This window comes from Novosphingobium sp. GV079, from assembly GCF_003058045.1.
GTDB lineage: Bacteria > Pseudomonadota > Alphaproteobacteria > Sphingomonadales > Sphingomonadaceae > Novosphingobium > Novosphingobium capsulatum.
In genome coordinates, this window is record NZ_QBUE01000013.1 from 55,180 (window position 1) to 74,863 (window position 19,684).

17 protein-coding genes and 1 tRNA gene are annotated in these 19,684 nt (G+C 64.7%); 5 read left to right on the forward strand and 13 right to left on the reverse strand.

Features of this window, described 5'->3' with window-relative positions; genetic code table 11:
- The first annotated feature begins 17 nt into the window (after nucleotides 1-17).
- The 3 genes from katG to C8K14_RS15975 all read left to right on the forward strand — a co-directional run bounded on the left by katG (nucleotide 18) and on the right by C8K14_RS15975 (nucleotide 3,836).
- On the forward strand, nucleotides 18-2,216 hold the full coding sequence (gene katG, locus C8K14_RS15970) for a catalase/peroxidase HPI (RefSeq protein ID WP_107717636.1): 2,199 nt from the start codon (nucleotides 18-20) through the stop codon (nucleotides 2,214-2,216).
- Between the two features lie 189 nt (nucleotides 2,217-2,405).
- Nucleotides 2,406-2,546: a hypothetical protein gene (locus C8K14_RS22680; RefSeq protein WP_158272942.1), complete on the forward strand. Its 141-nt coding sequence runs from the start codon at nucleotides 2,406-2,408 to the stop codon at nucleotides 2,544-2,546.
- Nucleotides 2,547-2,726: 180 nt separating this feature from the next.
- Entirely contained in the window at nucleotides 2,727-3,836 is a 1,110-nt protein-coding gene (locus C8K14_RS15975; RefSeq protein WP_107717500.1) for an acyltransferase, read from the forward strand.
- A 144-nt stretch (nucleotides 3,837-3,980) separates the two neighbouring features.
- On the opposite strand, the gene wecB is transcribed toward C8K14_RS15975, so the two are convergent.
- From wecB to C8K14_RS15990, 3 genes are all read right to left on the reverse strand, one after another.
- Nucleotides 3,981-5,108 (reverse strand): non-hydrolyzing UDP-N-acetylglucosamine 2-epimerase, encoded by a 1,128-nt coding sequence (gene wecB, locus C8K14_RS15980; RefSeq protein WP_107717638.1) that lies wholly within the window; start codon nucleotides 5,106-5,108, stop codon nucleotides 3,981-3,983.
- A 158-nt stretch (nucleotides 5,109-5,266) separates the two neighbouring features.
- Nucleotides 5,267-6,502 (reverse strand): UbiH/UbiF/VisC/COQ6 family ubiquinone biosynthesis hydroxylase, encoded by a 1,236-nt coding sequence (locus C8K14_RS15985; protein ID WP_062788243.1) that lies wholly within the window; start codon nucleotides 6,500-6,502, stop codon nucleotides 5,267-5,269.
- Nucleotides 6,502-8,199 (reverse strand): alkaline phosphatase family protein, encoded by a 1,698-nt coding sequence (locus C8K14_RS15990; RefSeq protein WP_062788242.1) that lies wholly within the window; start codon nucleotides 8,197-8,199, stop codon nucleotides 6,502-6,504. The genes C8K14_RS15985 and C8K14_RS15990 overlap by 1 nt, the downstream gene beginning before the upstream one ends.
- Before the next feature lie 172 nt (nucleotides 8,200-8,371).
- On the opposite strand from C8K14_RS15990, the gene C8K14_RS15995 reads away from it, so the two are divergent.
- Together C8K14_RS15995 and C8K14_RS16000 are read left to right on the forward strand one after the other, a co-directional pair.
- On the forward strand, nucleotides 8,372-10,477 hold the full coding sequence (locus tag C8K14_RS15995; RefSeq protein ID WP_107717502.1) for a protein-disulfide reductase DsbD domain-containing protein: 2,106 nt from the start codon (nucleotides 8,372-8,374) through the stop codon (nucleotides 10,475-10,477).
- Nucleotides 10,478-10,514: 37 nt separating this feature from the next.
- Nucleotides 10,515-10,588: transfer RNA gene (locus C8K14_RS16000), tRNA-Gly, on the forward strand.
- 118 nt (nucleotides 10,589-10,706) lie between these two features.
- On the opposite strand, the gene C8K14_RS16005 is transcribed toward C8K14_RS16000, so the two are convergent.
- From C8K14_RS16005 to C8K14_RS16050, 10 genes are all read right to left on the reverse strand, one after another.
- On the reverse strand, nucleotides 10,707-11,033 hold the full coding sequence (locus tag C8K14_RS16005) for a hypothetical protein (protein ID WP_107717504.1): 327 nt from the start codon (nucleotides 11,031-11,033) through the stop codon (nucleotides 10,707-10,709).
- A 7-nt stretch (nucleotides 11,034-11,040) separates the two neighbouring features.
- Complete coding sequence (locus tag C8K14_RS16010) at nucleotides 11,041-11,559, reverse strand: hypothetical protein (protein WP_107717506.1); 519 nt, start codon at nucleotides 11,557-11,559, stop codon at nucleotides 11,041-11,043.
- Nucleotides 11,556-11,744 (reverse strand): hypothetical protein, encoded by a 189-nt coding sequence (locus tag C8K14_RS16015; protein WP_107717508.1) that lies wholly within the window; start codon nucleotides 11,742-11,744, stop codon nucleotides 11,556-11,558. The genes C8K14_RS16010 and C8K14_RS16015 overlap by 4 nt, the downstream gene beginning before the upstream one ends.
- Nucleotides 11,741-12,178 (reverse strand): N-acetylmuramoyl-L-alanine amidase, encoded by a 438-nt coding sequence (locus C8K14_RS16020; protein ID WP_107717642.1) that lies wholly within the window; start codon nucleotides 12,176-12,178, stop codon nucleotides 11,741-11,743. The genes C8K14_RS16015 and C8K14_RS16020 overlap by 4 nt, the downstream gene beginning before the upstream one ends.
- Before the next feature lie 10 nt (nucleotides 12,179-12,188).
- The gene (locus tag C8K14_RS16025) at nucleotides 12,189-12,428 is read right to left on the reverse strand and encodes a hypothetical protein (RefSeq protein WP_107717510.1); all 240 of its coding nucleotides are present in this window, start codon (nucleotides 12,426-12,428) and stop codon (nucleotides 12,189-12,191) included.
- Complete coding sequence (locus tag C8K14_RS16030) at nucleotides 12,425-12,619, reverse strand: hypothetical protein (protein ID WP_107717512.1); 195 nt, start codon at nucleotides 12,617-12,619, stop codon at nucleotides 12,425-12,427. The genes C8K14_RS16025 and C8K14_RS16030 overlap by 4 nt, the downstream gene beginning before the upstream one ends.
- The gene (locus C8K14_RS16035; protein WP_107717514.1) at nucleotides 12,619-15,924 is read right to left on the reverse strand and encodes an SGNH/GDSL hydrolase family protein; all 3,306 of its coding nucleotides are present in this window, start codon (nucleotides 15,922-15,924) and stop codon (nucleotides 12,619-12,621) included. The genes C8K14_RS16030 and C8K14_RS16035 overlap by 1 nt, the downstream gene beginning before the upstream one ends.
- Nucleotides 15,925-16,085: 161 nt before the next feature.
- Nucleotides 16,086-18,557, reverse strand: coding sequence for a hypothetical protein (locus C8K14_RS16040; protein ID WP_133726842.1), 2,472 nt, complete (start codon nucleotides 18,555-18,557; stop codon nucleotides 16,086-16,088).
- Nucleotides 18,554-18,769, reverse strand: coding sequence for a hypothetical protein (locus tag C8K14_RS16045; protein WP_107717518.1), 216 nt, complete (start codon nucleotides 18,767-18,769; stop codon nucleotides 18,554-18,556). Before C8K14_RS16045 ends, C8K14_RS16040 begins: the two co-directional genes overlap by 4 nt.
- Entirely contained in the window at nucleotides 18,766-19,500 is a 735-nt protein-coding gene (locus C8K14_RS16050; protein ID WP_107717519.1) for a Bro-N domain-containing protein, read from the reverse strand. The genes C8K14_RS16045 and C8K14_RS16050 overlap by 4 nt, the downstream gene beginning before the upstream one ends.
- Between the last annotated feature and the right edge of the window lie 184 nt (nucleotides 19,501-19,684).

A 19,684-nucleotide genomic window follows, 5' to 3' on the forward strand; every position in this document is an offset into this window, starting at 1 on the left:
TGATGGAGAGCCAAGCCATGTCCGCCCCCTCGAAGTGCCCGTTCCATGAAGGCGCCAGCGCCGCAGCGATCGCGCAGAGCCAGACGAACCAGACCTGGTGGCCCAACCGGCTGGACCTGGGCATCCTGCGCCAGCACTCGCGTCTGAGCGATCCGATGCCCCATGGGCATGACTATCGCGCGGCGTTTGGCCGGCTCGATCTCGATGCGGTAAAGGCCGATATCAATGCGCTGATGACCACGTCGCAGGAGTGGTGGCCGGCCGATTATGGCCACTATGGCCCGCTGTTCATCCGCATGGCCTGGCACAGCGCGGGCACCTATCGCACGTTTGACGGCCGTGGCGGCGCCTCGTCCGGCACACAGCGCTTTGCCCCGCTCAATTCCTGGCCCGACAATGTCAATCTCGACAAGGCGCGCCTGCTGCTGTGGCCGGTGAAGCAGAAGTATGGCGCCAGCCTGAGCTGGGCCGACCTGATGGTGCTGGCCGGCAATTGCGCGCTCGAAGCGATGGGCCTGCCCACCGTGGGCTTTGGCGGTGGCCGTGAAGACGTGTGGGAAAGCGAGGCCGATATCTATTGGGGTTCGGAAAGCCAGTGGCTGGCCGATGCCCGCTATAGCGGCGATCGCGAACTGGAAGAGCCGCTGGCCGCCGTCCAGATGGGCCTGATCTATGTGAACCCGGAAGGGCCCAATGGCGAACCCGATCCGCTGGGATCGGCGCGCGACATTCGCGAAACCTTTGCCCGCATGGCGATGAATGACGAGGAAACCGTGGCGCTGATCGCTGGCGGCCACACCTTTGGCAAGGCCCATGGCGCCGGTGACGCGGCCGCGATCGGCGCTGCCCCGGAAGGCGCGGACATCCTGGCCCAGGGGCTGGGCTGGATCAGCACGCACGGCAGCGGCGCGGGCGTGGACGCGATCACCAGCGGCCTGGAAGGCGCGTGGACGACCAATCCGATTGCCTGGGACAACGGCTATTTCGATGCGCTGTTCGGCTATGACTGGGAATTGACCGTCAGCCCGGCGGGCGCGCACCAGTGGAAGCCCAAAGGCGATGCTGGCGCGGGCACGGTGCCCGATGCGCATGATGCCACGCGCCGGCATCAGCCGATGATGTTCACCAGCGATATCGCCTTGATCACCGATCCGGCTTACCTGGCGATTTCCAGGGACTTCCACGCCAACCCGGACAAGTTTGCCCGCGCCTTTGCGGAAGGCTGGTTCAAGCTGACCCACCGCGACATGGGGCCCCAGGCACGCTATCTGGGCAAGGACGTGCCGCAGACCCCGCGCATCTGGATGGACCCGGTGCCGGCGGTAGATCATCCCCTGGTGACGACGGCCGATATCGACACGCTCAAGGCGCGGGTGCTCAACAGCGGTCTCTCGGTGACGGACCTGGTCAAGACGGCGTGGGCCAGCGCCTCCACCTTCCGCCAGTCAGACAAGCGCGGCGGTGCCAATGGCGCGCGCATCGCACTGGCGCCGCAAAAGGATTGGGCGGTGAACGAGCCGGCCGAGCTTGCCCGCGTGCTCGACGTGCTGCGCACGATAAAGGCATCGTTCGATGGCGAAGCCCGCGATGGCCGCAAGGTGAGCCTGGCAGATCTGATCGTGCTGGCCGGCAATGCCGGCGTGGAAGCGGCGGCGCGGGCGGCGGGGCACTATGTCGTGGTGCCGTTCACCCCGGGCCGCACCGATGCCAGCGATGCCCAGACCGACGCGGCCAGCTTTGCCGTGCTGGAACCCCGCCATGACGGCTTTCGCAACTATGCCGCCGGCCCGCACCGCCGCAGCCAGGAAGAACTGCTGGTTGACCGGGCGCAACTGCTGGGCCTGACCGCGCCCGAGATGACCGTGCTAGTCGGCGGGCTGCGCGTGCTGGGCGCCAACCATGGCGGGAGCATGCTGGGCCAGTTCACCGATCGCGTGGGCAGCCTGACCAACGACTTCTTCCGCAACCTGCTGGCCGCAACCACGGCGATGCGCTGGCAGGAAACCGGGGATGGCGTGTTCACCGCGTTCGACCGCAAGACCGGCGAACCCCGGCATGGCGCGACGCGGGTGGACCTGATCTTTGGCGCCAACTCCGAACTGCGCGCCCTGGCTGAAGCCTATGCCACCGATGACGCGGAAAAGCCATTCGTCGACGCGTTTGTGGCGGCCTGGGCCAAGGTGATGGACGCCGATCGCTTCGACCTGACAGCCTGACAAGGTTGGCAAGAAAGCGGCACCATCCCCTTTACCTGCCGCTTTCAAGCTTACCGCCCCGCCTTTTTCCGGTATCCCCAGCCGGACAGAGGCGGGGTTTTTCATGTTCGCGTGGCAGTTTCAGGTTTGCCGGGCACAGGCTGCGCCCTTCCCCCGTTGCCGCAGGAAGCAGCGCTGCTTGCCCCGCCCATGTTGAAAGCCACGCTGGAAATCGTGCTGTTCCTGCTTTCGGGAATTGCCCTCGCCGCTGCGAAGGTTGCTGCGCTGGTCGCTGTAGCAATCGCTCTCCCGGTGGCGGGCGTGATGATCTGGCGCAACCGGCGGAAATAGCGCTCTGCCGCCCGGGCAAGATGACGTTTCCCTCTGACCTGGGCCAAACCATCGTCCATCCTTGATTCGAAAAAACAAGGCAGACCGATCCCGCATTTCCTTGCGCATTGCAGCATTTTTCGCGAATGATTAATTCGTTTCGGATTTAAATCATTTGTTGCGCTTGGCACGGGGAAATTCATGGGGGCGATATCGAACGGGGCAGCGGAATCCGGCGACGTTCGGATACCAGGTGGCAAGAAATTTTATCCGGTTTTGGAAGGCTTGCGTGGGGCGGCCGCCATACTGGTGCTATTCCGCCATATCCCTACATACGGGCCACCCATCAATTTCCAGATGAGCTATCTCGCCGTCGACCTGTTTTTTGTGCTCAGCGGTTTTGTCATCGCGAACTCCTATGAACAAAAGCTCACTTCCGAAAGGATGAGTTTCAAAGAGTTTGCGGTGCTGCGCGTCATTCGCATTTTTCCGCTGTACCTGATCGGCAGCCTTATCGGCCTCGTGGCACTTTTCCTTACCGGAACGGTGCAGAACAACATTCTGGCGCTATCCGTAATTCTTGCGCTGGTCATGCTGCCTCTCCCTGTGAGGGGGCTGCCGCCCTATCCGCTCAACAATCCATCCTGGTCTTTGTTTTTCGAGTTTTTTGCCAACTTTTTCTATGCAAAGTTTGTAAAAATTCTGAACAACCGGACGATGGTCATCATCACGATCTTGTCACTGCTGATCCTAATATATGGCGCCACCACCTCACCCAAAGCGATGGATCTAGGCTGGGGAAAAAAGACATTCCTATTCGGGTTTCCCCGGGTGCTTTTTTCTTTTCTGGTCGGCGTTCTGATCTATCGGCTTGATTTGCGAAACAGCAATCGACGCACTTATGACAGCCCATTGCTTGCCGTGGCTGCGATTTGCGCCTCGATCGCAATTCAAGTGGTGGCAATCGACGCCAGGTTTGAAGCCATGTATGGCCTCTTTGCAGTGGCAATACTCTTCCCGCTGATCGTATATTTTTCGGTCCGCATATCGGTAAAAGGAAAGATTCTGGGTGCAATGATGCTGTTGGGAGAGATATCCTTCCCCCTATATGCCCTGCACTCGCCCCTCTATCAGATCAGCCATGTTGCGTTTGGGGCCTATCTCGATCCATACGCGCCGTACACCGGAATTGCCTTTGCCTTTGTGGCGATCGCCATTGCGCTGATGTTTCATTCCTGGGTCGACGTGCCGCTTAGAAAGCACTTGCGCGCCGCGATTATGCACCGCCTTCCACAGCCTTCCCCTGCCTGAAAAGAATAGGCAAACGGGGATGACCGGCAGGTGTGAAGCCGGAAAGCGCAGCTCTTCCTGGAGCCGCAGTTCGCCTCACACCCGTTCTTCGCCGCACGTTTGGAAACCTCGCCACCGGCAGCCCCGCCCGGCGCGCTTCCCACTTCAGCCCGCCAAGAGCGCCGTGATGCGCGCGGCGGCATGGCCGTCGCCGAAGGGGTTGTGGGCGCGGGCCATCGCGGCATAGGCGGCGGGATCGTCGAGCAGGGTGCTGGCCTCGGCCACGATGCGCGCGGCATCGGTGCCCACCAGTTTGGCGGTGCCGGCAGCGACGCCCTCGGGCCGCTCGGTGGTTTCGCGCATCACCAGCACGGGCTTGCCCAGCGCCGGGGCTTCTTCCTGCACACCGCCGCTGTCGGTCAGCATGATCTCGCTGATTGCCAGGAGGCGGGCGAAATGGGGATAGTCCAGCGGCTCGATCAGGGCGACATTGGCCAGGCCGGCAAGCGCTGCATCCATCACGGCGCGCACGTTGGGATTGGGGTGCACGGGAAAGATCAGGGCAACGTCGGGCCGGGCCGCCAGGGTGCGGATCGCCTGGGCAATCGCCTCAAGCCCGCCGCCGAAGTTTTCGCGGCGGTGGCTGGTCACGCCGATCAGGCGCTTGCCGGCAAAGCGGCTTTCCAGGGCGGTGAGGCCACTCGCTAGGCCCGGTTCGGCCGTGATCCTGGCGGTGACCCAGTGCAGCGCATCGATCACGGTGTTGCCGGTGACGTGGATCGTGGCGGGAGCGACATTTTCAGCGCGCAGCGCGTCGGCCGCCGTCTCTGTAGGGGCGAAATGCAGCGCGGCGATGGTGCCGATGATCTTGCGGTTCACCTCTTCGGGCCAGGGGTGATAGATATTGTGGCTGCGCAGGCCAGCCTCGACATGGGCCACCGCGATCTTGCGATAATAGGCCGCCAGGGCCCCTGCCATGGCCGTCGCGGTATCGCCCTGAACCACCACCCAATCGGGCTTTTCCGCGTCCATCACCTTGCCGATTTCGGTCAATAGCGCGGCGGTGAGCCCGTCGAGCGTCTGGTTGGGACGCATCAGATCGAGATCGTGATCGGGAATGATGCCGGCAATCGCCAGCACCTGGTCCAGCATGCCGCGATGCTGCGCGGTGACGCAGGTGACCACGCGAAAGCGCGGATCGGCGCGCAGGGCGTTCACCACGGGAAACATCTTGATGGCCTCGGGCCGGGTGCCGAAGACGAGGAGGATGGTTTTGGGGGTGCGCTGGGTCATCATGCTGCGCTTTATAGGGCGAATCTTAAGCGCCGGATAAGGGGCCGCACGTAAGGACTATATCGGATCTGGAGCCGCTAGGGCCAGACCGGGCGCCGGTGACAGGGCATGCCTGCCCCGGCGCGCAGCCAGGGCAGGCAAAGATCACCCCATATGGCTCAGGCCTTGAGCAGGTCTGGCAGCTTGCCACTCATGCCGCGCGCCTCATCCATGAACCAGCGCTTGAGCGTGGGCAGGCGCTGCACGCCGGCCATACCGAAGCGGCGTACCATGCTGGGCAGGCGCCCGCGCAGGCCGAACAGGCGGGTGAGCACGTCCGTGGCAGCCGCAACCATGAAGGTATCGGCGGCGCGCCAGCGTTCATAGCGTGCGAGCAACTGCGCGTCGCCCGGCTCCAGACCCAGCCGCGCACCTTCGGCCAAGACCTCTACCAGCGCGGCGACATCGCGCAGGCCGACATTGAGGCCCTGCCCGGCGATCGGATGCATGCCGTGTGCAGCATCGCCCACCAGCGCCAGGCGATGATCGACGATTTTGGCGGTATGGTGGAAATTGAGCGGATAGGACGAGCGCGGGCCGTTGAGCGCGATCTTGCCGAACACGCCGCCCATGCGCTTGTCCACCTCTGCCAGGAAGGCAGCTTCGCCCAGGGCGAGAACCCCGGCGGCATCCTTTTCCGCCACGGTCCACACCAAGGCGCTACGGTGCGTGCCATCAGCCTCGTCCAGCAGGGGCAGCAGCGCGAAGGGACCGGCGGGATAGAAGATTTCCCAGGCAGTGTTCTCGTGGCTGCGTTCATGGGTCAGCCCGGCGATGATGGCGCGATGGCCATAGTCCCAGCGTGCCGGGGTAAAGCCTGCTTCATCGCGGGTGGGGCTGCGGCGCCCTTCGGCGGCCACCAGCAGGCTGCCCTTGAGCAGGCGGCCATCGGCGAGGGTAACCGACACGCCGTGATCGCCGCGTTCGCGCGTGGCAACCTGGGCATTGGGCAGGAAGGTGATCAGGCTTTCCCGCGCAGCCGCCTCGTACATCGCCATGCGCAGATCGCGGTTGGCATACATGCGGCCCAGCGAGCCCTCTTCCGCGCCGGGGCGGAAATCGATGCGGCCGGGCTTCATGCTGTCGGTCACGGCGATGGCATCGATCGGGCAGCCCTTGGGAGCCAGCGCCTCGGCCATGCCGAGGTTGGTATAGAGGTTCCAGCTGGCGGTAGAGATGGCCGAGGCGCGCCCGTCGAACCCGGCGGCGGTTTGCGCCGCCGGATCGGAGGAATCGACCACCAGGCTGGACAGGCCCTGCTTGGCGAGGCCGATCGCCAGCGTCATGCCGACAAGGCCGCCGCCCAGGATCACCACGTCGCCCGAAAGGGCCTGCTCTGCCGCCACGTCGTTCATCACTTCACTCCACAGGTACTGCCCGGCCCCGGATCGAGATCAAGGCAGCGACCGTCATAGGCGCCTTGCGGCGCCGGCAAATTGATCCATGCCGAAAGGGTGGGGGCAATGTCCACTGTTTCAACGGGCGAAGGCTGTTCAAACCCGGTCATGCCCTTGCGCCAGAACAGGATCGGCACGCGGCGGTCATAATCCCACGGCGAACCATGGGTGGCGACATAGCCCGGCCCCGGTTGCGGCAGCGCCATGACCCCGCGCTTGAGCATCACCACGAAATCGCCCGAGCGCGGACCATAGAACGAAGCGCGGGCGCGCTGGATCAGGCTCCAGGTTTCGGGCGAGCCGGACGGCATCGGCGTCGCGGCGATTTCGGGGGCGGTGAACACGGCGGCCACCTGCGGGTGGGCCAGCAGGATGGCACGGGCAGTTTCCACCACGGTGGTCTTTTCCGCATCGGGCAGCGCGGCATCGACCCAGAAATCGCCGGCAGTGCCATCGCCCAGGATCAGGCCCTTGGCCGGCAAGCCGAGCTTGGCCGCGACCTTTTCGCTCAAGGCCTTGGGCGATAGCGCCATCTCGGCGCGGGCGACCTGCGGCATCGCCTCGCGGTTTTGTCGCTCGGGCATGTCAAAGCCGCCATGGTCGGCCGAAAGCACCACGCCGTAATCGATGCCGCGCGCATCGAGCGCGGCAAAGAACGCGCCCAGCGCCTGGTCGACAGTGGCCAGTTGGATGCACATTTCCGGCCCCTGCGTGCCGGTGCTGTGGCCCACGTAATCGGTTGCCGAGAGGCTGACGGCGAGCATGTCGGGCGCCGGGCCCTTGCCCAGCTTCATCGCGTCCACCAGCTTGAGCGCGAGATCGAGCGTCGCCTGATCGAGGCGGGGCGAGGCACGGAACGCCGTGGTATCGCCCGCCGCCAGGGCGAAATGCCCAGTACCGACCGTGGCACTGCCAGCCTGCACCGCGCCTTCGCGCGCCGCGCAGAACGCCGGCAGCGGCAGCGCCGGGGCGCCCTTGGCGAGGAGCTTGGCCACGGTGGCATTTTCCTGCGCGGCGGCGGGAATGCCGGCCCGGCCATCGAGCGTGACGAAGCCGTTGTTCTTCCACCACCACACCTGGTCGATCACATGGCCGCCCATCATCAGGGCGGCGCGGTCCTTGCCCGAAACCGCCACGTTGCGCGCGGCCGGCCACTGCTGCTTCATCCGCTCGCCCAGGGTAGGCACCAGAAGGTGGCCGACGCTGGCGACGTAGTCCTTGGGATCGGCGGCAGCGCGGGTTTCATCCTCGGCGCAATAGACCTCTTTCTTGGCCCGCGCGGCGGATTGATCGATCCAGGTATTGGCGATGATGCCGGTGTGGGCCGGGCGATTGCCGGTGAGCAGGGTGGAGTGGCCGGGGCAGGTTTCGGTAGCGGCATGGCTTTGATAGCCGGCCGGGAACACCGCGCCGCTGGCCAGCCGCGCCAGGCCGCCGGTGAAGTGGCTGCGATATTCGGCAAACAGATCGGCCGAGAACTGGTCCATCGCCAGTGCGATCACCAAGCGCGGCGGCGTGGTGACGGCGGCGCTGGGTGCCGGCGCGGCGGCAGGCTGCGGCGCGGCGGCTGGCGCGGCGATGGACGTGGCGGGCGCCATCACCAGGGTTGCCGCAAGGGTGATCAGGGCGGATGTCAGGACCGGTTTGTTTCGCATGAAGTTACCTCAACGGAATGCCGCCGGCCTTGTCCATCCCGCCCTTGGGGTATTCACCAAGAGGCGTTCTGGACGGCGCCGGCCATGTGCCTTACATCGCGCGGGCGTTAGAATGATCTTTCGCGCCGGAAACGGAGAGCGTGTGCCCCTGTTGCAGCGATTCTGGAAGAGCATGACGGGCGCCCTGGCGCAACTGACCCCGCCATTGCGCGCAATTGTTGCAGTCTTGTGGCTCTTGCCGATGGCCCTGCTCGGCGCCCAGCCGCTCCAGGCCCAGAACGAAAGCGGCAGCGCCCCGCATATCCGCGCCACGCTGCTGGCGGAGGGGCCCGCCCAACCGGGCCAGACCGTGACGATGGCCGTGCTGATGCAGCCAGAGGCGGGCTGGCACGGCTATTGGACCAATCCGGGCGACGCTGGCCTGCCGCTGTCGCTCGACTGGAGCCTGCCGGCCGGGGCCAAGGCTGGCGACCTGCAGTTTCCCGTGCCGCAGACCCTGGTCCTGCAGGGATTGATGAACCACGTCTATGAACAGGCCTATGCCGTGCTGGTGCCGGTGACGGTGCCAACTGATGCGCAGCCGGGCAGCACCCTGCCGGTCAGCGCCAAGGCGCAGTGGCTGGCCTGCACCAACCAGATCTGCGTGCCCGAACGCGCCAGCCTGATGGGCACGATCGCCGTGGGCGATGGCCCCAAGGACGCCCGCTTTGCCGCGTGGCGCGCCGCCCTGCCGGCACGGCTCGACCAGCAGGGGAAGTTTGAGGCAACGCCCACCGGCCTCGCGCTCGCCATCCCCTTCCCTGCCACCGCGCGCATTGCCGATCCGCACTTCTTCATCGCTGGCCAGGGCGTGATCGATTATGCCGCGCCCCAGGCCTTTGCCCGACAGGGCGATTGGCTGATCGTCACCCTGGCGCGGGCCAAGGGCGCCATGGCCGAGCATCCGCAAAGCATATCTGGCGTGCTGGCGTTGGGCCCTGGCGCTGGCGGTCTGGCGATCACGGCCGTGCCCGGCGCGGTGCCCAAGGGCGGCACGCCGATCGGGGGCAGCGGACAGGCCGCGTTTTCGTGGCGCACGCTGGTCCTCGCCATGCTCGGCGCCTTGGCCGGCGGGCTGGTGCTCAACATCATGCCCTGCGTGTTCCCGATCCTCAGCCTCAAGGCCATGGCGCTGGCACGTGGCAACAGCCGGCATGCCCAGGCCGAAGGGCTGGCCTATAGCGCCGGGGTGATCCTGGCCTGCCTCGCGCTGGGCGCCGCACTGCTGGCCTTACGCGCCGGCGGGGCGCAGGTGGGCTGGGCATTCCAGTTGCAGAATCCGGGCGTGGTGACCTTGCTGGTCTTGCTGGCGACGGCGATCACGGCAAACTTTGCCGGGCTCTATGAACTGCCGGGGCTGTCCGTCTCGCGCAGCGGTGCCAGTGCCGGCACCGTGGGCGGCGCCTTTGGCACCGGGCTGCTCGCGGCCTTCGTGGCGACGCCGTGCACCGGGCCGTTCATGGCGGCGGCCATGGGCGTGGCGCTGGTTCTGCCGCCAGTGGCGGGGCTCGCCGTGTTTGCCGCGCTGGGCCTGGGCCTGGCGCTGCCGTTCCTGCTGATCGGCTTCGTGCCGCCGCTGCGCCGCATCCTGCCGCGCCCCGGGCCATGGATGGACCGCTTCCGTCGCGCCATGTCCGTGCCCATGGGGCTGACGGTGGCGGCGCTGCTGTGGCTGGCCTGGCGCCAGGGTGGCCTTGGCCTGATGGGCGCGGCGCTCGCCCTCGCCGTGGCGCTGCTGATCGTGCTGGTCGTGGCCGAACGGCAGCGGCGACAGGGCCGCGCCGTGCTGGCCTGGCTGGCGCCTGTCGCAATCGCGCTCATCGCCGCAGCCCTGCTCGGCGCCCCGCGCCTTGCCGCAAAGCCTGCGGCACAAAGCGAAGGCCTGCCCGGCACGCAACCGTTCAGCCAAGCCGCACTCGACCGCGCGCGCGCCAGCGGCAAGCCGGTTTTCCTCTATTTCACCGCAGACTGGTGCTTGTCGTGCAAGGTCAACGAAAGCGTGGCGATCGATCGCGACACGACCGCCAAGGCCTTTGCCAAGGCCGGCGTGCAGGTGATCGTGGGCGATTGGACGCGGGCCGACCCGGCGATCACCACCTTCCTGACAGCCCAGGGCGCGGCGGGCGTGCCGCTTTACCTGTGGTATGCACCGGGCGCCGCAACCCCCACCAAGCTGCCCCAGGTGCTGACCCCGCAGACCCTGCCCGACCTTGCCGCAGGCGCCAAACAAGACGGTTGACCGCCCCGCCCCCCTGTGGCAATCGCGCCGCACCCGAGCGGGTGTAGCTCAATGGTAGAGCAGCAGCTTCCCAAGCTGAATACGAGGGTTCGATTCCCTTCACCCGCTCCAATGTTTTCAGTTGTTTAGAGCGCGTGGAGGGCAAACCTTCCAACATCGTTCCAACAACCATTCCAACAAAAAGGCCGGCGGGTTTCCCCACCGGCCCTTTTTGTAAGCTCGCCCCCGCTTAGGGCGACGGCGGCGATTCGCCGTCAGCGGAACCAGAGCCACCCGCTTCGCTAGGCACCTGCCCCCCCTCGGTGCCCGCAGGCGGCTCGCTGTCGCCCTGCGCGCCGCTGTCAGCGCCGCTGGCGCCTTCACCCTCACCTGCACCGCTCGCGGGCGGCGCATCGCTGGAAGGCCCGTTTGCGGGCAATTCCGGCACAGGCGGATCATATTCCACGGGCGGCGGCGCAAAGCCCAGCTCGGCCGCTTCGGCCTGGGCCGCTTCATCGTGGTTGGTCAGCACCGCCAGCGCGGGGCCGATCGCGGCGTCTTCGGTTTGGTCGCTCATCAAAACCTCACTGTTGGTTGGGCTGGTCGACCAGCCAGTTGTGCAGCGCTACGGCGTAGGCTGCGGTGCTGGAGCAGGCTTGCACGTCCCCGGCGGATACCACGACGGAACCGTCGGGCACGCTTTCGCGAATGCCGGGATCGCCAGGCGCGGCGGCGGCGGGGGCGCTGCCGGCATCACGGCCAGCGGCCGAGGGGCACACGCGGTGAGTAGCGCCATAAGCAGCGCCGGCAGCGCGCGCCGCATCCACTTCTTTTTCATGTTCGGTTTCTCCCACGGCCGCCTTCATGCGCGAGGCCGCTTCTTGGTGTTGCACGGCATCCTGCCACTGCTTGGTGGCCGTGACTTGGGCATCCTTGATGGCGACAAGATCGGCCTTCGCCCGCGCCAGATCGGCTTTCGCATGATGCAGGCGCACGGTTTGCACAGCGAGTGCCACTACCAACAGCGCGGCGATCGGCAGCAATGCCGGCGCCAGCACATGGCGCAGCCAGGACATCACGCGGCCAACAACCAGCCACGTCATGATTGCACCTGCGGCGTGCGAGGGCGGAACGTGCCGATTACCCCGATCAGGCCGGTAACCGCCGCGCCAATCCCCAACGCTTCGGCGTTCTTGCCCTGCCCGGCCATCCAGGCGCCCACCAGGACAAGCACCACGATCGCGGCCAGCGTCGCCAGAAATGCGATCAGGCTATGCTGTTCGTTCATTGCATGCCTCCCTTGATCCATGCCGCCACGTCGAACGAGGGGCAGGCCTTGGCCACGTTCGGCCAGTCGCGATGCCCGCGCACGATCAGCCCCAGCGCCTTGGCCTGGTACTGCCGGATGAGGCGCGCCAGGGTGGCGCGCTGCGCCGGCGTGCGCGTATCCTTGGGCTTGCCGCCGGCGTTGAGGGTTTCAGTCCCGCCAACATAGCTGATGCCGATATTACCGGTGTTGTGGAGCGCGGTGTGCGCGCCCAGCTGCGTATCGGGCAGCGTGGCCACGGCATCGCCATCCAGCTCGATCACCCAGTGATAACTGGGCTGGCCAAAGCGGGCGATATCCCACCGCGTCACTTCGGCCGCCGTGTTGTCGCGGCCTTCGGGCGTGGCCGTGCAATGCACGGTCAGAAAGCGGATCGGTCCAAGCGGCTTTGGCATCAGGGTCACCTCACTTCAAGAAATGGCTGACCAGCAGCCCGAACATGGCCGCCACGAACGAGGCGATGAGCGATGCCACCGTGACGAGGACGGCCCAGCCACCCTTGCGCTTGGCCTCGGTCTCTTCGATCCGGGCCATGCGCCGATCGATCCGCTCGAGGACCACCTCTATTTTCGTCAGGCGATCTTCCACGGCGTCGAGGCGTCCTTCCATGCGGCCCAGGTCTCGATGGATTTCGGAGGGGTTCATGAGCGCCACCCGGCAAGCGCGATGGTAAGCAGCGCTAGCGGCACCGCACCCGTAAGCGGCCAAAGCCGTGATAGGCGCTCGATGCGGGACGCCACCTGATCAGGGCGCAACGCGATCACGTGCAGCGTGGTCAACGCCGTCCAAGCCAGCGCCAGCAGCCAGAGGGCGGCAAGGATGATCAGGCCGACCATCACGCCACCGCCAGATCGAAGATTTCCGGCAAGTCCGCGCGCACTCGCGCCGCCATCAATGCATGGCCGGTCGAATTGGGATGCAGCGGGTCGCTGCCATAATAGGTGCTGTTGAACGTCACCCCGTCGTTGTTGGTGGTCAGCGCCCGATCGAAATGGATGCGCCGCACGAAATTGGGCAGCGTGTCGAGAAACGCATTGAGCTGGTCGAAAACCCGCGTTGGCACGGGCTGGATTTTTGCGACGGCCAGGCCGATGCCGTTCGAAGCACAATAGTTGACCAGCAGGTTGATATTGGTCTGGAACGTGGCCAGCCCGCTGTTCTGATCATTCGTGCCGAAAGCCTCGATGATCCAGTCTGGCTTGATCGCCGGAATTTCGTTGAGCAAGAGAGGCCCGATTTCCGATGCCGTGCTGCCCGATAGGCCAGCGATAACCGCATTGCCGCCGATCGCATCCTTGGTAATCTGCGCCCAGCGCTGCGAGTTGAGCAGGTTGTTGTCAAACACGCCCTCGGTAATGCTATCACCGATCATCATGGCACGCGGGTTCTTGCGGCCCGAACTGGCGAATACACGCTTGATCAGGGTCTGTCCGATCATCGCTGCAAAGAACGGCGAACCGAACTGCAGACCGGAAAGCCTGATCACCACGCCATCGTTAGACCCTTCGGAAAGCGTGGCGATCACCGCGCCAGTAACCATGTCGCGAATGGTGGCCGTGTTGATGCGCTTGTTGCGGCGCAGCTCGAGCACATAATCACGCCCGGCCGTCAGCGCCGGCATCGCTGCGCTCACAACCACCGTGGGCGCCGTCGTCCAGGATGTGTCTTGCGCTGCGCCTGCACTGGTGTTGGCTTGCGCAAAGCCGATCGTGCCGGCGGAATCATCGACCACGACAAGGGTGCCGCGCCACCCCACCGATCGCCAATAGCCAAAGGCGAACTTGCTGCCCGTTGCCTGTGGCTGGAACCACAACCGGATAACGCGATCTTCGTCATGAAACAGGCTGGCCTGGGTCAGCTTGGCATAGACGCTCATATCGGCCGCGCCGGCGGGAGACAGGGCACCATTGCTGGGATGCGTCCATGCCCCGCCAAATGTCCAGCTTGCCGGCGCGGCAATGCCAAAGCCCTGCGAATACGTGACCACCGGCTTGGAAAGTGCACCCTGCAGTGCGACGCCCACATTCGCCGGCGACAACAGAAGAGCTGTCACCTTGTAAACAAACGTGCCGCCATAGGTTCGGCCGAACGTCGACCAGGTTTGCGTGCCTGATACGGCTGCCGCGATGCCAACTGCTGTGTTGGAGTTCGGGCCAATGTTCTTGACCGTTGCGCCGCCCGAAAGCAGCTCATATCCGATCACGTCATTCGCCTGCGTGGAAATGCCAACGCCGCCGTTGAAGCCGGTAAAGGTATTGTCGGCATTCCCCACAGTCGCAGTGGCTGCATATTTGGCCACCAGCGTGAACGACAAGCCACCGGCCGGACGCAGGTGCAAGATGTTCAGCGGCCCCGTGCTGCTGATCGGCAGCGTGACAGAGGTAACCTTTGACGCCGCCGGCACCGATCCGATCTGATAACCGGCCGGGCCGCCCAGGTTGGCATTCCATGCGGCGGTTGGCGTGCCCACCGTGGTGTTGGTGATCGTGACGTTATCGCCGGCCGCCTCGCCCTTTTCGATGCGGGCTTCCAGTTCAGCCGAAAGGTTGCTTGATCCCACGGCAACGGATCGAACGGTATAGCTCGCCGTTCCGCCGAAACGGCGGTTGCTATAGGCGGTCCAGGTTTGCGTGCCTGAAACAGCAGCGCCAAGACCGATGCCGGTGTATCCCGTCGCCGTCGTGGAATATCCGACGGTGCCAGTGCCAGTTTCATACCCGATGAAATCGCCGGCGGAAAATCGCCAGTTCGGGGTAGCAAACAGGTTATCGGCATTTGCCGTCCCGGCCACCACCGGAACCTTTTCGATCAGCTGATAGCTATTGCCGCCCAGGCTACGCACACGAATAAGGTTCAGCGCGCCCGCCGCTATGATCGGCAGCGATACCTGATCAACAGTGCAATCGCTGGGCACAGTGCCGATGAGCGCGGCCGACGTTCCGCCGCTACCCAGCGTCGCATTGGTAGTGAACGAGCCGCCCAGGGTGGAAGTGAGCGACGAAATAATTGCGTTCAACGCCGCAACGCTCAGCCCCATGACAATCAGCCCGGCGCTCAACGTTTGCTTCACCTGCACACTGTCAGGGCCATTCACAGGCACCAGCGCGCCAGACGCCACCTTCCACAGCAACAGCTGCGTGTAATCGGACGACATAGCCCAGAAAGTCTGCGTTTCGCCCAGGGCGCCAACCGTGGCAGTCGGCGCGGTTGCACCGGTCAGGCCAGCGATGGCGGGCAGCGTGTAAACCGGCGCTGTGTTGGTTGCCGAAACGCCCGACGCACCAGGAACGACATAGGCCCGCGTGATCGCACCGCCTGAAACAACCACACGGGCGCGATGGCCAAGCGGCCCGCCTGTCACGATCAGGTCAAACTCGCCACTGACCGTCGCACCAGAACCCACAGCACCAAGCGCAATTCCGGTCACCGTGTAGGGTATGGCGCTGGCAACTGCGGGCAGAATGCCCACTGCAGCAGCGGCCGCAGCAGCAGCATTCGCACCGGCCGTCGAAATGATTGCTTGGCCCGTTGCCGTCCCGGCTTGCACACCGGCTGCATCGCGCGCGGCTTCCGCCTGGCCCTGCGCCGTCTGGGCTCCCAGCTCGGCGGCTTCCGCCAGCCCCTGCGCCAACTGTGAAGCATCACGCGCCGTTTCGGCATCCAGCGCGGCGCGTTCGGCATCGGCGCCGGAATGCGGTACCGGCACCAGCACGCCATCGATGATGCCCAGCGCCTTGCCTTCGCCGGCAGACAGATCGCCCACCGGCAACGGCACGAGGCCCTTTTGCACCAGCAGCCCACGGGCATAGATATCCGTCAGCTCTTGCTTGTGCTCCTGGGCAATCCGCACACCCTTGTCGAGCTGGTTGGCAAAGGCGGTCGAAGGGAAAGTGCCGTTGGCCGCAAAAGCCGCGTCCTGGGTCAGCGGCGTGTTGCGATCGAACAGGATCGCCGCGCCCGTTGCGGGCGCCACGTCGAACACACAATTTCCGCCAACTATGGTATAGCCGCCGGTCAGCGTGGTCGGCCCCACCGTCGCGACCACATCGGCCGCGTTGCTATAGCTGAACCCCAGCGGAAAGCTGGTGGTCACGCCATCGCCGATATAGCTGGTCGGAAGGGTTTCAACCCCAACGGTCATAGGAAAGCCCCGCTCATGTCGCTTGCATGGGCGAAGGGCTAATCCGCTGCGCGGGGCCGCCTCTGGCGCTTTACGGCCGCTCGCCGGGTGAACCGCACCACGGGCGCCGGGGCATCGCTGCTAGTCCGGCGCCGCTTGTTTCCCACAAGCCGCGAATCGCGTCAAGGCGCGGGCTCTGGCGCCACCGCATTGCTGAAGTCTGGCGCACGCCCCGGCAGCTTTTCGCCGGGCGCCCAATAGAACTGCGTTCCTTGATCTTTGGCGAATTTCGCCATGCGGGCATTGCTCTGCGCATATCCCGGATCGACGGCCTTGTTGATTTCGTCCGTCACCATACGGTCAAACGCTAACCGCAGATACCACAGCGAGCCGCCTGGCAGCATGCCACGCGCCACTTTGACGGCCTGCTTGGCTTTGTGCTTGGCGGTTAAGACGTTCACGGCATCCTGCCCGGTCGCCCACACCGGCCCCAGCGCCGTGGTGCCAAGGCCATTGCCGTTCCGGTCCGATGCGCTGTTAAGGAAATCGCCAAAGATGCCCCATCCGCCACCTTGCAAAGACGCTTGCGCCCAGAACCCCAGCTTGGGTTTGAATTCACCCGTGGCTTCGTCGTACAACTGCGGCTTGTCGAACATGCGGCGCGGATCTTTTCCGTTCAGCAAATCTTTTGCCAGCAGCGTCAGGCCGCCCATGATCATGGTTGTAGTGAAAAGCCTGGCCGTGTACCGCGCGCCGCCGGCCCAGCCCTGCGCCATAATCCGCCGCGACTGCATCAAGGCAATGGAAGCGCCAAAGCTTTTGAACAGAAACGCAGACCGCACCGCTTCACCCAGCAGATTGCCCTTGGGCGCGAGCGAATGGAACTGCGCGCGCGTGCGCAAATCTGGCACCGGCACGGCATGATCCACTTCCTGCGCAATCCATTCCAGCAGACGATCGCCCAGCGCGCGATTTGCCACATTGTTGGGGTTGATCCATTCAACGCCGCGATGATCGGTTTCAAGCGGCGTGGCCCGGATTGCATCCCAATCCTCGGCCGACAGGCCATAGCGCTGCATCCGCCTGTTGATCACAGGGTCGAGTTCCGCAAATGCCTTGCCGCGCTCGTCCGTCAAAAGGCCGAGCAACTCCATACCAAACGCCCAGCGGCCAGCTTGGGTCCAACGAGCGAGCCCTTGAACGCGCAAGGCCCCTTCCGCCAAACGCCGAGACACTTCATTGCTAAGTTCTTCATTCAGCATACGGCTTTGGGCGGCCGTTCGATTCGACCATTCCTCCGCGATCAAGCCCAGGCGCACAGCTAGGCGATGATCGGCTTCTGCTCCGGGCTTCATCAGCCTGTAATACTGCCCGATCATCCGTACAGACGACATGCCGTTGATGGCCCGCGCCGAATCCTGAAATGCGATATCAGTGATCGCCGAAATTATGGCACTCCCCAACTTTGCAGCCGTCTGTATCGAGCGGAATGAGGAAAAGAACGTGGCAACGCTGCGATTTTCTGCACGGTTGTTTAGCCCCTGGAGTTCGCGCCACATCCGATCCATATTTGCCAGCGGACTGCGCGTAGCGTCTACTGCCTTGCTGTTCGGCGCCGGATCTAGCTCGGCCGACCTCACGATGGTGTCTTTGATCCATTCCACGGTGTTGCTGGGGTTCGGCCCCAGCACTTCCAGCATCGCAATATCGCGGCTCATCCCGTCGATATGTCCCATCATCGCATCAAACGCCGATCCGGCGCCAAATGTCTCGTTATAGCGCATCCAGTCGTCGGCGTTCTTGAACACCAGGAACCGCGCATCGCTGCGCCGGTTGGCCAGCGATGATGCCCCCATGCCGCCCGGGTTGCGGTCGTTCCACCCTTCGCTGCGGATCGTCTCAAACACATCGCGCAGCGCCGCTTCGAACGATGCATCGGTAAACGGCAATCCGGTGCGACGGTCCACCATTTTCAGACGGTCGAGCTTCGGCACGATGAAATCGCGCCACGCTTCATAGCCCGCCGCGCGCACTGCCCGCGCGTTGTGGCTCTGCGGCAGACCCCATCCTTCAAGCTTGCCGATATCGCCACCCGCCGCATTGTATCGCTGGCGCAATTCTTCGGTGCCAGTACCCCATGCCTGGGCCAGTTCGCGCGCGTTGGCATTGCCACTATCTTCGCCAAATGCCTCGCGCACGATATCTTCCAGTTGCGCACGGTTGCGCACATCGCCTTTCAGGTTTGATGAATGGTCGGCCAGGATTTGGTCGATCCGCCCATGCGCACGCCCACGCACAGCGCGCCAGCGCCCCTCCACGCTCGAATAGCTGGCATATTCATCGCCACCCAGAAATGCCGGCCCCGCATTGGGGTTGATCGGCCCATCGCCATTGCCACCGCGATAGCCGGCCATTTCCGCCTCGATCCGCTGCCTCGTGCGGATCGTTACCGCCGCCAGCATCTTGCGCCGCGCCAGGTCATATTCCAACCCTTTCAGCGCCGCATCCGTGGCCATGGCCCCGGCGGCTTCCGGCCCCATCTGGCGCCCGAAGTTTTCTGCGAGCTCGTCATAGAGCTCGCGCGCCCGGTCCGCCTGCTCCCGCGTAATCTTGCCCTGCTCGACCAGCGGGAGCAGGCATTCCTTCATGCTCATGGTTCGTCATCATCGTCGTTGGCGCACAGCCGCGATGGCCGCACGACTTCCTTGGCCTCTTCGGCCAGCATGTTGAACAGATAGGCCATGCCCTCGGGATCGAGCACCGCACCCGGCACCGTGTTGCCCAGCATGTTTTCCACGCACGCCATCGCGCCCAGAAAGCGATTGGCCCGCGTTTCATAATCCATCGGCAGGGTGGCCATGATCATGCCTCCCCTTCGATGGTCATGGCCGAGGCCGGGCGGCTGAACACCCGCGCCGCGCGCTTGCCGATCTTGCGCGTGCGCTGGGTCCACCCCCACATCGCCAGCAGGCGCCCGATGCGCTGGCGGGTGGACCAGTCGGGTTCATCGATGCCCATGCCTTCGGCGGCCTGCCCGATCGTCGTTTCCGCGCGATCCGCGAGATAGGCTTTGAGCGGCGCCGCCATGGGATCGCCATCGAACACTGCTTCGCTGTCCACCACGCACGGTGGCAGGCCCACTTGCGCCCACAGCGCCCGCGCCGCCGCCGGCCCCCACAGCCGCCGCGCTTCGCGCACCACCGAAACCCCCGCGACCAGGCGCGAGGGATCGAGGTCGATGGACTGCAGCGGCGGCGGGTCCAGATCGTGCATCTGGTACTGGCCCGTCTTGCGAAGTGCAGGAAGGACTTCGGAGGTGACCCATTTACGGAAGCGCCGAGCTTCATCGCGCCGGCTCTTAAGCACGGCGGCATACATCCCGCTCTCGGAAATGATGTTCATTTCCTGATGCCCACCAAGGGTATCCACAATGTGGATACCCTTTTCATCGTCATCGAGCATTCGGACCATATGAGGAGCTTGGGTGTAACCCAAAGCCTTGGCCAGATCGTTGGCCACAAACCAAGGATCACCCGCAACCATCACGATCCGGACAGGATGTTCATCGAACTCGTAAGCTAGCAGTGCATTAGACATGACGACTTCCTTCGAAATCGTCCGGCCCCCGGAAGGCTACCCCGGGGAAAGGGGCCGCAGATTGTGCGGACCCTTTGGTGGCCGGACGCGCCACGATTAGCCTTACCGCTCGAAGGAAACGGCGCCCCTTGCGGAGCTCGCGACACGCCCGACCATAAAAAACCGCGCCCACACGTGGGCGTGT

What these genes read in the sequence shown, in the direction of transcription:
- katG (WP_107717636.1), top strand. Translation starts at nt 18, where the DNA reads ATGTCCGCCCCCTCGAAGTGCCCGTTCCATGAAGGCGCCAGCGCCGCA.
- C8K14_RS22680 (WP_158272942.1), top strand. Translation starts at nt 2,406, where the DNA reads ATGTTGAAAGCCACGCTGGAAATCGTGCTGTTCCTGCTTTCGGGAATT.
- C8K14_RS15975 (WP_107717500.1), top strand. Translation starts at nt 2,727, where the DNA reads ATGGGGGCGATATCGAACGGGGCAGCGGAATCCGGCGACGTTCGGATA.
- wecB (WP_107717638.1), bottom strand. Translation starts at nt 5,108, where the DNA reads ATGACCCAGCGCACCCCCAAAACCATCCTCCTCGTCTTCGGCACCCGG.
- C8K14_RS15985 (WP_062788243.1), bottom strand. Translation starts at nt 6,502, where the DNA reads ATGAACGACGTGGCGGCAGAGCAGGCCCTTTCGGGCGACGTGGTGATC.
- C8K14_RS15990 (WP_062788242.1), bottom strand. Translation starts at nt 8,199, where the DNA reads ATGCGAAACAAACCGGTCCTGACATCCGCCCTGATCACCCTTGCGGCA.
- C8K14_RS15995 (WP_107717502.1), top strand. Translation starts at nt 8,372, where the DNA reads ATGACGGGCGCCCTGGCGCAACTGACCCCGCCATTGCGCGCAATTGTT.
- C8K14_RS16005 (WP_107717504.1), bottom strand. Translation starts at nt 11,033, where the DNA reads ATGAGCGACCAAACCGAAGACGCCGCGATCGGCCCCGCGCTGGCGGTG.
- C8K14_RS16010 (WP_107717506.1), bottom strand. Translation starts at nt 11,559, where the DNA reads ATGACGTGGCTGGTTGTTGGCCGCGTGATGTCCTGGCTGCGCCATGTG.
- C8K14_RS16015 (WP_107717508.1), bottom strand. Translation starts at nt 11,744, where the DNA reads ATGAACGAACAGCATAGCCTGATCGCATTTCTGGCGACGCTGGCCGCG.
- C8K14_RS16020 (WP_107717642.1), bottom strand. Translation starts at nt 12,178, where the DNA reads ATGCCAAAGCCGCTTGGACCGATCCGCTTTCTGACCGTGCATTGCACG.
- C8K14_RS16025 (WP_107717510.1), bottom strand. Translation starts at nt 12,428, where the DNA reads ATGAACCCCTCCGAAATCCATCGAGACCTGGGCCGCATGGAAGGACGC.
- C8K14_RS16030 (WP_107717512.1), bottom strand. Translation starts at nt 12,619, where the DNA reads ATGGTCGGCCTGATCATCCTTGCCGCCCTCTGGCTGCTGGCGCTGGCT.
- C8K14_RS16035 (WP_107717514.1), bottom strand. Translation starts at nt 15,924, where the DNA reads ATGACCGTTGGGGTTGAAACCCTTCCGACCAGCTATATCGGCGATGGC.
- C8K14_RS16040 (WP_133726842.1), bottom strand. Translation starts at nt 18,557, where the DNA reads ATGAGCATGAAGGAATGCCTGCTCCCGCTGGTCGAGCAGGGCAAGATT.
- C8K14_RS16045 (WP_107717518.1), bottom strand. Translation starts at nt 18,769, where the DNA reads ATGATCATGGCCACCCTGCCGATGGATTATGAAACGCGGGCCAATCGC.
- C8K14_RS16050 (WP_107717519.1), bottom strand. Translation starts at nt 19,500, where the DNA reads ATGTCTAATGCACTGCTAGCTTACGAGTTCGATGAACATCCTGTCCGG.